The organism is Pseudoalteromonas sp. Z9A6, from assembly GCF_011378805.1.
Taxonomy (GTDB): Bacteria; Pseudomonadota; Gammaproteobacteria; order Enterobacterales; family Alteromonadaceae; genus Pseudoalteromonas; species Pseudoalteromonas distincta.
In genome coordinates this window covers 1-11,247 of the sequence record NZ_WTKZ01000085.1, presented here as the reverse complement: position 1 = coordinate 11,247, position 11,247 = coordinate 1, and the positions used below count along the sequence as shown (strand labels likewise).

The window sequence follows — 11,247 nt, the reverse complement described above, 5'->3', positions numbered from 1 at the left end:
TTGAATTACGAAAAAGAGGCCGCTGGATAAAGTGGGGATCCCTCAGCCCTGCTGGTTTGAGTGCCACATATTCACTTGGTACGACAATCTCTTCTGCGTAGCAGCCGTTCTGAGAAAGCCCCATCTGAGGGACAATACAAACCTCGTCCCCAAGGCGTAAATGATTTACCTCTTCCCCGACTTCAATGACTATCCCGGATGCTTCATAGCCGATTCGCGAAGGGAAGTCAGCCTTTTCTATATAGCTGCCTCGCCTAAACATGGCATCAGCACGATTGAGCCCAACAACTTTGACCGCAATGCGTACATCAGTAGCCTGCAAACTTGGACTCGCCAGCGAGTCAATAGTTAATACCTCGGGGCCACCTAGTTCATGGAAACGAACAGTTCGAATTAGTTTTCTTGGGCTCATATGCATCCTCAACAATGACTTTTTAAGCAATTACATCAATAACTACTTTACCCATGGACCCCAACTCTACAGCATTATGTGCATCCATTGCCGTGTCAAGGGAGAAGCGTAACGGATCGAGTATTGGCTTAATTTGTCCAGCTTCAACTAGAGCCGTAATTTGCCGCAGAATGTCACCATGATGTTTGCGCCCCTCTCCGCTGAGCTGTGGGTGTAACACAAAAATCGCTGACAATGTTGCAGAGCGTAATGACGACGGTGCCAGGTTATGTGAGCTGAATGCAGCACAACTTAAAATATGTCCATAATGTGCAATGATACCTAATGAGGCATCGAGTACAGAGCCACCGACAGTGTCGTAAATGATATCGAATCCTTTGCCTTGGGTGTATGCGTCCACGTAGTCAGCAGGGCTTACAGTGTGATAATCAATCGGCGTGGCACCAAGCGCCTTGACCAGTTCTTGTTTTCCAGTCGATGCAGTGGCATAAACGTCGGCACCTAAAGCCTTAGCAATTTGCACAGCTACATGCCCAACTCCGCCAGCTCCACCTTGGATAAGGACTTTCTGGCCCGCTTTAACATTCGCCTTGTCAACCAAACCTTCCCAAGCGGTAAGTGTAACCAGAGGTAAAGCCGCAGCTTCACGCATGGACAAATTTTTCGGTTTGAGAGCAAGTAACTCAGCATCTACGTTGGCATATTCAGCCAATGAGCCTTGCAATCCTCGCACTCCGCCAGTCAGACCATAAACTGCATCGCCTACTGCAAAGTCGGTGACGCCATCGCCGATAGCAACAATTTCTCCAGCTAAATCGGTGCCAAGTACTGCGGGTAATTCCGGCATGGCATAAGGAGCGATACCTTGGCGGATCTTGTAATCAATAGGATTGACTCCACTTGCAAATATTTTTACTTGCACCTGACCTGCTGATGGAGAGGGTAAGTTAATCAGGGCATCCCGGAATACTGTACCCTCTTCGTAGCTATCTAATATCAAAGCACGCATTTGTCTGTTTAACGCTGTCATCAATAACCTCACAAACTGAATATTCAGCGGGTGGTTAAATCACCCGCTGGTTAATAGGTCTTTTATTAAACGAATTAAAACTCTTGAACAGTTGGGCGCAGAACAATCTCGTTGATATCCACATCCGCAGGCTGCTCAATTGCGTATGCGATAGCACGAGCAACAGATTCAGATGGAATTTCATTTTGCTGATAAAAATCTTTTACAAAGGCTGCACCCTGAGTATCTGAACTTCCATGTTTTAAATCAGATTCGATTGCACCTGGTGAAATGATTGTTGAACGAATTTTACCCCCAACTTCATGGCGTAAGCCTTCGGCAATAGCGCGAACAGCGAATTTCGTTCCGCTATAAACCGTGCCGCCGGGACTGAATACTTTGATACCCGCTACGGAAGAAATATTGATAAAGTGGCCTGTTCCCTGAGCCTGAAAGATCGGAAGCGCTGCGGCTACTCCATACAGCAGACCTTTAACGTTGATGTCAATCATGCGATCCCATTCGTCAACTCGAGTCTCAGCTAACGGTGCAATAGCCATTAACCCTGCATTATTGATAACCACATCAACTTTACCGAAGCGCTCTTGTGCAAGATTTACAAGGGCCTTGACTTCGTCCTGGCAAGTCACATCTGTCGCTTGAACCGCAACTTTTCCGCCTGCTGAGCGAATGTCAGCAGCAATAGCTTCAAGCTTGTCGATACGGCGGGCACCTAACACTACTGACGCACCAAGACTGGCCAGATATCTTGCTGTTGTTTCGCCTAAACCGCTGCTACCACCGGTGATAACAACGACTTTACTGCTGATGTTGTTTGCTAAAACACTGCTCATAGTTAATATCCTCAAATCGGTTGAATGAATGGCTCTGTCTAAATAACAAACAAATTATCACTTACCTTCAGAAATTAATAAATGGAAAAGTTTTAATTTCACAATTCCTAAAAATGGAATAGTATTAATGTATTCATATCAAAACTGAATGTGACTGTGATGCTTAACAGATTAGAAATGCTCCGGATATTTTGTACTGCTGCTGAGTCTCGCAGCTTTAAAGAAGCGGCTAACCGTCTGGGAATTTCTCCTCAGGCAGTGACACGAGCAGTGAAGGCGTTAGAGCAATTGCAAGGGGAGCTTTTATTTCATCGAAATACTCGACACATACAAGTGACTCTAGTTGGAGAAAAATTTGCTTTGATAGCAAAAGAACGCCTGCGCGCTGTAGATGAATTGTTTCAAACAAGCGCCCCTAACTCGGGTAATGAATTACAAGGGCGGGTTCGTATCGCAGCGCCTGTTGGTTTTGGTCATAAATGCTTAATGCCAGTATTACTGGAACTCTCAACAATACATACTCAACTGGATATAGACCTGACACTTAGTGACGAACGCGTTGATGTAGTTGACGAAAAAATAGATATTGGGATTCGTATCGGCTTTATGAGAGATAGTCGATTTATTGCCCGCCAGCTCACCAAAATTAATATGTATGTCGTGGCTTCGCCTGAGTTAATAAATAGAGTGGGAAAGCCTGCGTCTATTGAAGATCTAAACCACTTGCCGGCTACAGGGTTAGTAGATCGCAATACGGGAAAGCTTTGGCCATGGATTTTTTCCATGGACAGACAGTGGACCCCATCCATAACACGTTTTCGAAGTGCCGACACCGAAGCTGAATTAATGGCTATACAAAATGGACTGGGGTTTGCTCAAATTCCTGACTTTTTGGTCCAAGACTTATTACGCCAAGAGAAACTTGTGAGAGTGTTAGAAGAAGTCGAGCCTGTGCCTTGGGATTTATATATTTATCGCCCTCAACGTGGTCCAGTACCACAACGTATTCGATTGGTTTTTGATCACTTGGTGTCAAGATTGAGTGGCCGCTAATGGCACATAAGTAATATTCATAAAGTGCGAATACTACATTAGCTCACTTTACTGCAAAAACCGTAACCAATGTCTTCATTGAGTCACCAGGAATCATAACAAAGTGCATTTTGCTACTAACATGCTGCCATGTTCTGAATCGTCGGAACAGGATTCACATCAAATGCGCCTGCCAAGCCCTGAACTTACTTGTTTTTCGCGAACGGACAAGAAGAGCTTGCCACAAATGGCTTTGATACCACTATTCCTAACAATGTGAAAATCTGGGCTCGCAGGTCGCTTGGTATTGAGATGGAACACTGGTCTATGCATGATCTTCGCAGAACGATGCGAACGCGAATGTTAGCCATCACGACGCAAGAAGTTGCCGAGTTGATGATTGGCCACAGCAAAAAAGGGTTGGATGCTATCTACAACCAATATCAGTACCTGGATGAAATGCGTCATGCTTACGACGTTTGGTATCAACAACTAGAAACCATCATCGAGCCGACAGGCTTTCCATTCAACTGGCGTTTCGGACAATAAAATAAAAGAAAGAGGCTCAATCCTCTTTCTTCTCATACTCTTCTAGGTCTTCAATGTGCCACAGCTTGTTTCGTGTATTTCGGTTGATACGAGGTTGCGGCAAGCTGCCATCTTTTATTCTTCGCCAGAGCGTTGTATAGCTAATGTGGTAACGAGCCATCACTTCGTAAGATGTTAGAAAAGGGGTTACCTGGTGCGCTACTGCTGTCATCTGCATTCTCCTGAAAATCAATGTAAAGCTATCATCGCCTGATTCATCACTTGTTGATGGTCAGAAAGATGCATGATTTGTTCAGAAGATCAGCCTTATCAAGACACCGGTATCATTGTGCAATTTACCAAATTTCCAGTTTACGGCGAAAAGCGCCGTAAAATCGCATTAAGTTAAACCATCTTTATCGATATGCACGCTCTAGCTACTAGGAATTCAGCGTAGCGGTATACTTCGTAAGTGCATTTCGATGGCTTCAATCACTGACTTAGTGAGGGGTAAATGCGCTTTTTCTTTCGCCCATACCTCATGGAAGCCTGCTACAGTTTGCTTTGCAGTATCTAACACCAATTTTTCTGGCAACATGGCTTTAGCCGCTAAGTGTGACAGCTCATCCAGCGTGAAATCGCTGAATCTCTTGCTACGGCTCACCTTAAGCGATGCACTATCATCTGGGATATAGGGAATGGTTGAAACGAAGTCATAAGCAGGCGCAATAGACGCTGTGCGCTTATCTTTGTAGATCACAGACCAATTCTTCAAATGCATATCAGCATTACCAATTAGAGTATTGAACACCAATCGGCGAGTAAATTCAGCAATGTCTTCGTCTTGCCCTTCAATACCGATAACATGAGCAATATTGCGCATACTGGCTTTTTTGTATTTATCTTGAGGATAAACACCAAACACTTGCGCAAAGTCTTCAATGTGAACAGCTTGACCATCTGCACGGTCAAAACGCTTAATCACAAACGCACTGTCACCAAATTTGCCAATGCCATTGGGGATATTAGCAATCCGATTAATAGGGAGTAGCTGCGTTTCTGGCACGTCCATTCCCAACATTCGAGCCAGTTCCATCATCGAATATTCATTTTCTGGCACAGCTTCAAACCGAGACGACGGTAATTTTACAATCCAAGAGCCACCTTGACCGGTTGCTGGGATAGTCAAACCGCCATTTGCCTGCCGCACAGCTGAAAACTTCAATTGCACCCCCGCTAATGAAAAACGCATTGGCCCATCTGTTTTCGTTTCATCTTCTATGTCTTGATGCACACTAGGTGGTAAGGCTTCACCATCTGCTGGCTCAACCGTGATTGCGCCTGCCAAATCCTGTCCCAGTACCCACAATAAAAAAAACTCCCGCGCTGAATTAACACCGGCACGCTCTGCTAGGTAATTTCGCATGGTTTCTTCTGGCAAAAGGTTAGAGAAAAACGGGGTTAACTTAGTTTGGGTCGGTTTGAAGCTAGTCAGCAAGCCTCCTAGCGAATCTTTAAATCCAAGTCCTAATACAGGACGCGATTCGTCATGAATGTACGAATCCATAAAGGCAAAAAGCGTTCTGTCATTGCCCACGTTGGTGATCGTTGCAATGGGTTCACCGTAAAGCAAAACGTTGAGCGTAGAGACATGGTTAGTCATCGTCGCCTTCCTCTAACTGATATGCGGGCGACATTGGCTCACTCTCATCGCTGATGCCGTTAATACCTTGGCCACTTTGAATGATCGACTTGATGGCAGGTACAGATTTTTTAGGCGCAACAAATAGCTCTAGGTCAAGTACGCGGGCAAGAGCTATCAAACTGGATATTCTTAAATCAACACCGCCAGACTCGATTTTCGAAATATGGCTTTGCGGCACACCCGAACGCGCGCTCAGCTCTCTTTGACTAAAACCTTTACGTACCCGAGCTTCTCGAAGGCCTTCTAGTATCTGCTCTGTTACATAGCTCATTTCGATACACCTTAATACATCACTGAAGAAATATTATATACCAAACTATATCATACCAACTCAAAAAACACAAAGTTGATTAGCTATTGCATATCAATAGCCATGGACTGATACACAATTACATATAATCAAGGCAAAGATTTTTATCATCAACAAAAGAGCGATACTCCAGCTGATAATCGCGAACAAGCGCATCAAATCCCCTAAGTACTTTTGTCGCTCAGCTCATATACAGCAAGGTCTACAGAAGAACTCGCGTCAAATAACCGAAGGATAAGTGCAACAAAAAGGAAGTTTGTACACAGTTACAGGAAATTTTGTACACACAGGCCGAAAAACAAGTGCAAAATGATGGTGTAAACAGCAACTAAATTTGAAGGTAAGTCTGATATCTCAATTAGAAATAACCGTATTGGTTCGCTTCAAGCATCTTCAAAAACAAACACTAGAGCAAAAATTACACCAACAATAAATCCCTTAATTAAATTTTGTAATTTGGCACAGAAGAAAACATTTACCAAAAAAAGAGACTCTCTTTAACGGTAGTACTTTTTACGTCAAACCCAGTAAAGACAAGGCCTACAGCCAGGTTTGTGTCATGGAGTTTTCGCCAAAGACCTCTAAAACGGAATTTGTACTCAAGTTTGTACACACTTTCCGAGGTTACGCTTGAACATCATTGAAAAGCAAAGAAACGAGAAAAAGACAAAAAGCCTTTAAATTCAGTACGTAGAGATGTGATTGTGGTGTGCAATGAAAGGTGGTTTTATGCGTTGAAAGGCTGGGCGGCATCAGGATGCGAGATGATAGCAAAGGTCCTTCGCTTGCTGATTTCATTGATAATAGTCTGGTCTGCCATTGATAAATTCTTTTAGTTTATATGCGGGGTTGAATGCATTTTAATAAGCGTCTGCGAGTAAACCCGTTATGTTGATCGTAATTAACTACTATTCTCGCTGATTTTCACGTTGCAAACAGCTGATAATAAAGCGTCAATAGTTGATTTTTTAATAATGGCAATTGTAACAGGAGTCGGTATAAAAGTGTGCTATCTACTTAAAAATATCTTAGCTTTAAAATAAATGTGTACAGCAAGCGATATTTAAACGACCTACAATTTAGTCGTAGATCGTTTAAATAAAAATGAGTAGTTACTTAACAACATCAATAGTAGGTACAACCGATATTCCAACACGTAGTTGACTAAATAAAGGCTGCTTAGCATCTAAACTAATCTTTACCGGTAGGCGCTGCGCTATTTTAGTAAAGTTGCCTGTTGCATTATGCGCACCAATAGTGGAGTAACTTACACCACTTGCTGGACTTAGACTGTCAACGTGTCCTTTTAATGTCACGCCTGGCAATACATCAACTTTAGTTATTGACTTTAAAAGATGTAAAACTATGTAAGTTTTTAAACACTGAATTGATATTATTCAGTGTGATTTGTTAAATTTAAATAACTTAAACATAAAAAAAAGAGCTAAAGATCATGCAACTAATGATTGTAATTTAGCCACCAAGACCGCTATAAGCTTGTGTAATCAGGTCGTAACGCATATTATTGGCAGATTGCATGGAGGATAAGTCGTTTGGTCATGAAAACCAGTAAGTTAAGTATAAGATTATTATGGTATATAACACCTCTTGTTATTCTGCCACTGCTATTTTTAGGTGGCTTTACGCTCACCAATGTCACTAATTCAACACAAAAACAAGCTGATTTAATAATGAGCCGTTTTGTTGAGCAACAACAGCAAAAAATATTCAACTATATCGACTCTTTTCACTCTACTGCAAAACTACTTTCAAATTCGCCAGTACTTAGTGACTTTTTAGCAAACGATATTAGCGCCAACGGTAATTACACCCGAAAACTTGGCGCGCTTATGGATGTATTTGCCAGTTACAGCGAAGCTTATCCAGATATAATTAGCATTAATTTAGTTTCAGCAAGTGGGAAAAGTGATGCCTATTACTCTAATAACCTAACAACAGCGCCTAAAAGCTATCCATTTTTTAATCGAGTATTGCAAAGTAATTTAAGTACACAGCAATTTATGATTCAAAAGGACGATGGCACCACGAGCTTATATTTCATTCAACGAATTGACAGCGTTGATTACTACTTGAAACGTCCACAGCAGCTTGGTTTTATTGTAATACATATAGAGCCTTCAATACTCAACTCCAGTATTTTAGAAGCGCCATATAACAACACACTTAATTTAATGTTGACCAAAGACGGGAAAATTTTATTTAGCTCCGACTACAACATGCGCGGCCAATACATAAGCGAATATGAACTTAATCAAGTGCACGACCTCGCTGATATCGGCATGCTTTCAACTATTGAACTCTCAAGCATAGACAAAATAGAGCGAATGATTTTTGCAGTGCAAATGCCCGGCGGATATTATTACGTATCAACCATTCCCAAAGGGGTGCTTTATCAATCAGGTAAAGCCATAAGTTTAATAACAGGCTTAATTGTTATTATTTCGGTGATCACCCTGCCAATATTAATTTTTGTAGTGGTCCGCAATTTATTACTTAACCCAATTGAGTTACTCGGGGCTGCGAGTCATCGTGTTGGTGATGGCGATTTGTCGGTGCACTTACCAGCTCATACAAATGATGAGGTAGGTGTTTTATTTAACGACTTTAACCACATGGTTAATCAAATAAGGCACTACCAACAACAGCTTGAAGAATACAAACACCACCTTGAAGATAAAGTGGAAAGTCGTACCCAAGCACTTGAAGCTATGAACAGCCAACTTGAGTTAGCTATTGGCCAAGCTGAGCAAGCTAATCAACTTAAGAGTCGTTTTTTAGCCAACATGAGTCACGAAATACGCACGCCGCTCACGGCCATTATGGGCTTTACAGAGCAGTTACTACATAACGATAAAGTAGCGAATGACAAACAACACCTAAGCACTATTTTACGTAATTCCAAACACTTACTAGAGTTAATAAATAACATACTCGATTTATCTAAAATTGAAGCTGAAAAGCTGGCTGTTGATTTGTCAGCGTTAAACGTAGTGCAGCTTGTGCACGACATTGAATCAATTATTCAACCACTGGCACAAGAAAAACAATTAACCCTTAATATCGACTATCAACTGCCGCTACCCCGCACCATTTATAGTGATGTGACCCGCTTAAAACAAATACTTATAAACATTGCTAATAACGCTGTTAAATTTACCGAAAATGGCAGCGTGTCTATTTGTGTGCATTATTTACAAGCAAGTCAAAAGCTAGAGTTTGTAATTAAAGATACTGGTATTGGTATGTCTGAGCATCAAATAGAACGTGTATTTAAGCCGTTTGAACAGGCCGATGCCACAACTACACGTCGTTTTGGTGGTACAGGTCTTGGGTTGTGTATTTCTAAAAACTTAGCACTGTTACTTGGTGGCGATGTAAACCTTGAAAGTGAAGTGGGTGTAGGTAGCCGCTTTACAATTAGGGTGTCGTGTCAGTTATCTGATGATCAACCAATGCTTGAGTTTTTAACGCAAGAAAGCCAGTTAATACCAGAGAAAGACCCTCTCTTATCGTTTGCGACCAATAACTTTGAGGCTAATATTTTAGTCGCTGAGGATAACCCTGATAACCAACTATTAATTAAATTATTACTTCAAACTTGGGGCCTTGAACCCGATATTGCTAGTAATGGCGCACAAGCTGTAGAAATGGCACTCGTTAATGACTACCAGCTTATTATAATGGATATGCAAATGCCTGTAATGGGCGGATTAGAAGCGACTAAAATGCTTCGTCATGCAGCATACGATGGCCCCATTATTGCCCTTACTGCTAATGTTATGAACCACGATATAGGTACTTACCTAGAAGCTGGTTGCAACAAAGCACTCGCTAAGCCCATTGATAAAGATGCTCTGGAAAATGTACTCGTAAGCTACCTACATCTTGAAAAGGATAATCAAAATAAGTGGGACAGCTTATTAAAAAGCGAAAAGTTTCAGCAAATTACTGATAACTATTTAGCCAACTTACCTATTTATTTAGAAGAAGTTAAAACTCTGCAACATTGTAATGACTGGGAAGCATTAAGAAGTATAGCGCACAGTATTAAAGGTAGTTCTGGATGCTTTAATTTTGATGAAATTTATCACAGCGCTGCGGCACTTGAAGAAAATTTAAAAAGTAACAATAAAGTGCCAAGAGACGAGCTAGTAAATAAATTAATAGCAGCCATTGAGCAAGCAATTAGTGGCAAAGTAACCTAAAAGAAAACTTACAAAATAGTACAAGTTCGGTGTGTTAGTGCTCTATGCTTAAAACGCTAACCACCGACTTTAATTATGAAAAGTTTAAACCTAATGCCATGCCCATTAAAATAGCGTCTTCAAAGCCATTTTTGGCCGGATTATCACTTGGATAGTAGTTTTTACGCACTGACATCTCTGTAAAGCCAGCGTTCTCGTATAGCGCAATAGCCCGCGTATTAGATTCACGTACTTCTAAAAAGAGGTTTTCAGCATTTTGCTGTTCACCATATTCAATAAACTGAGCTAACAACTGCCTTGCAATTCCCTTCCCCTGGTGACTTGGTGTTACACAAATATCCATAAGTGTAAAATCAGGCCCTGCTTTTTCACCAATATAAAAACCAATCATGCTCGCCTCATTAAATGCGGCAACATTAAAATAGCGCCCGCCTATACATGAACCCATTGTATTTAAAGTCCACGGATGACTATGACACGCTGTTTCGATGGCCATTAATTGAGGTATTGCAGTTTCATCTACTGATTTAAAGTTTATCAAGGTGTTCACTCATTAAAGCCCATAAAGCACGCTTCTCAGAGGCGTTGAGCTGTGGGGTTGGCAATGTAAGCTTATTGTCGTTTAATTGCATCTCACTGCCCTGTACAACGCTATTTATAATAATAGGCTCTGCACTGAGTTTAATGTCTGCAAGTAGTTGCTCATTGAGCGTTAAAGGACTAGCTATCGTGCTTTGCGATAAAGTATTAGCTTGACCATTTGCTTGAGGACAATAATGTTGATTTAGTTCAAGATTTTCTATATCAAAAATAGCTGCGTAACGTGGATGCATAACAACTCAGTAGATTAGACATTTGAACAATATAAGAAGTAATAAAAACGATGTAAAGAAGAAATGGCAGGGGCGGAGAGATTCGAACTCCCAACCATCGGTTTTGGAGACCGCTGTTCTACCAATTGGAACTACGCCCCTGCAATGACGACGAATTATAGAGAAGTTTCGCCAAAGGTAAAGAGAAAAATCACTCTTTTAGTTTAACTGCTTTTTAAATAAACAAAACGACGAATTAGCATGCTAATCCGCCGTTTTTTAATCACTTAAAATTAGTTAATTAAAACTAAAATGTAACTATTCACCAAGACAAATTATTTTCTAAGGATCTTTTTTAG

11 protein-coding genes, 1 tRNA gene and 1 pseudogene are annotated in these 11,247 nt (G+C 41.3%); 3 read left to right on the top strand and 10 right to left on the bottom strand.

Translation table 11 applies throughout. From position 1 onward, the window contains the following. From GQR53_RS19370 to GQR53_RS19360, 3 genes are all read right to left on the bottom strand, one after another. Positions 1-412: alcohol dehydrogenase catalytic domain-containing protein (locus GQR53_RS19370; RefSeq protein ID WP_165744968.1), on the bottom strand; the 412-nt coding region annotated here is incomplete at its 3' end. 22 nt (positions 413-434) lie between these two features. Further along, positions 435-1,442: a zinc-dependent alcohol dehydrogenase family protein gene (locus GQR53_RS19365; RefSeq protein WP_024606412.1), complete on the bottom strand. Its 1,008-nt coding sequence runs from the start codon at positions 1,440-1,442 to the stop codon at positions 435-437. Between the two features lie 74 nt (positions 1,443-1,516). Beyond that, entirely contained in the window at positions 1,517-2,275 is a 759-nt protein-coding gene (locus GQR53_RS19360; RefSeq protein ID WP_165744967.1) for an SDR family oxidoreductase, read from the bottom strand. Positions 2,276-2,434: 159 nt separating this feature from the next. Between GQR53_RS19360 and GQR53_RS19355 the strand changes: the two genes are divergently transcribed. Next, a complete protein-coding gene (locus tag GQR53_RS19355) occupies positions 2,435-3,328 on the top strand; it encodes a LysR family transcriptional regulator (protein ID WP_024606414.1) in 894 nt (297 codons plus the stop codon). Positions 3,329-3,511: 183 nt separating this feature from the next. Then, positions 3,512-3,856, top strand: a pseudogene (locus GQR53_RS19350) (integrase); the annotation flags it as partial. Positions 3,857-3,872: 16 nt separating this feature from the next. Here the strand turns inward: GQR53_RS19350 and GQR53_RS22805 are convergent. The 4 genes from GQR53_RS22805 to GQR53_RS19330 form a co-directional block, all read right to left on the bottom strand. Further along, positions 3,873-4,067, bottom strand: coding sequence for a DNA-binding protein (locus GQR53_RS22805; protein WP_000127614.1), 195 nt, complete (start codon positions 4,065-4,067; stop codon positions 3,873-3,875). A gap of 216 nt (positions 4,068-4,283) precedes the next feature. After that, a complete protein-coding gene (locus GQR53_RS19340) occupies positions 4,284-5,498 on the bottom strand; it encodes a HipA domain-containing protein (RefSeq protein WP_024606416.1) in 1,215 nt (404 codons plus the stop codon). Next, the gene (locus tag GQR53_RS19335; RefSeq protein ID WP_024606417.1) at positions 5,491-5,811 is read right to left on the bottom strand and encodes a helix-turn-helix transcriptional regulator; all 321 of its coding nucleotides are present in this window, start codon (positions 5,809-5,811) and stop codon (positions 5,491-5,493) included. The genes GQR53_RS19340 and GQR53_RS19335 overlap by 8 nt, the downstream gene beginning before the upstream one ends. A gap of 1,151 nt (positions 5,812-6,962) precedes the next feature. Continuing rightward, a complete protein-coding gene (locus GQR53_RS19330; RefSeq protein WP_241764548.1) occupies positions 6,963-7,166 on the bottom strand; it encodes a multidrug transporter in 204 nt (67 codons plus the stop codon). Between the two features lie 243 nt (positions 7,167-7,409). On the opposite strand from GQR53_RS19330, the gene GQR53_RS19325 reads away from it, so the two are divergent. Beyond that, the gene (locus tag GQR53_RS19325; RefSeq protein ID WP_024606419.1) at positions 7,410-10,076 is read left to right on the top strand and encodes an ATP-binding protein; all 2,667 of its coding nucleotides are present in this window, start codon (positions 7,410-7,412) and stop codon (positions 10,074-10,076) included. A 73-nt stretch (positions 10,077-10,149) separates the two neighbouring features. Here GQR53_RS19325 and rimI read toward each other — a convergent pair whose 3' ends face one another. From rimI to GQR53_RS19310, 3 genes are all read right to left on the bottom strand, one after another. Further along, complete coding sequence (gene rimI, locus GQR53_RS19320) at positions 10,150-10,617, bottom strand: ribosomal protein S18-alanine N-acetyltransferase (protein WP_024606420.1); 468 nt, start codon at positions 10,615-10,617, stop codon at positions 10,150-10,152. Beyond that, positions 10,604-10,909, bottom strand: coding sequence for a hypothetical protein (locus GQR53_RS19315; protein ID WP_024606421.1), 306 nt, complete (start codon positions 10,907-10,909; stop codon positions 10,604-10,606). Before GQR53_RS19315 ends, rimI begins: the two co-directional genes overlap by 14 nt. A 64-nt stretch (positions 10,910-10,973) precedes the next feature. Further along, positions 10,974-11,050 (bottom strand) — tRNA-Trp (locus GQR53_RS19310). Between the last annotated feature and the right edge of the window lie 197 nt (positions 11,051-11,247).

Coding starts and splice junctions, on each gene's coding strand:
- GQR53_RS19365 (WP_024606412.1), bottom strand. CDS start 1,442: ATGACAGCGTTAAACAGACAAATGCGTGCTTTGATATTAGATAGCTAC.
- GQR53_RS19360 (WP_165744967.1), bottom strand. CDS start 2,275: ATGAGCAGTGTTTTAGCAAACAACATCAGCAGTAAAGTCGTTGTTATC.
- GQR53_RS19355 (WP_024606414.1), top strand. CDS start 2,435: ATGCTTAACAGATTAGAAATGCTCCGGATATTTTGTACTGCTGCTGAG.
- GQR53_RS22805 (WP_000127614.1), bottom strand. CDS start 4,067: ATGACAGCAGTAGCGCACCAGGTAACCCCTTTTCTAACATCTTACGAA.
- GQR53_RS19340 (WP_024606416.1), bottom strand. CDS start 5,498: ATGACTAACCATGTCTCTACGCTCAACGTTTTGCTTTACGGTGAACCC.
- GQR53_RS19335 (WP_024606417.1), bottom strand. CDS start 5,811: ATGAGCTATGTAACAGAGCAGATACTAGAAGGCCTTCGAGAAGCTCGG.
- GQR53_RS19325 (WP_024606419.1), top strand. CDS start 7,410: ATGAAAACCAGTAAGTTAAGTATAAGATTATTATGGTATATAACACCT.
- GQR53_RS19315 (WP_024606421.1), bottom strand. CDS start 10,909: ATGCATCCACGTTACGCAGCTATTTTTGATATAGAAAATCTTGAACTA.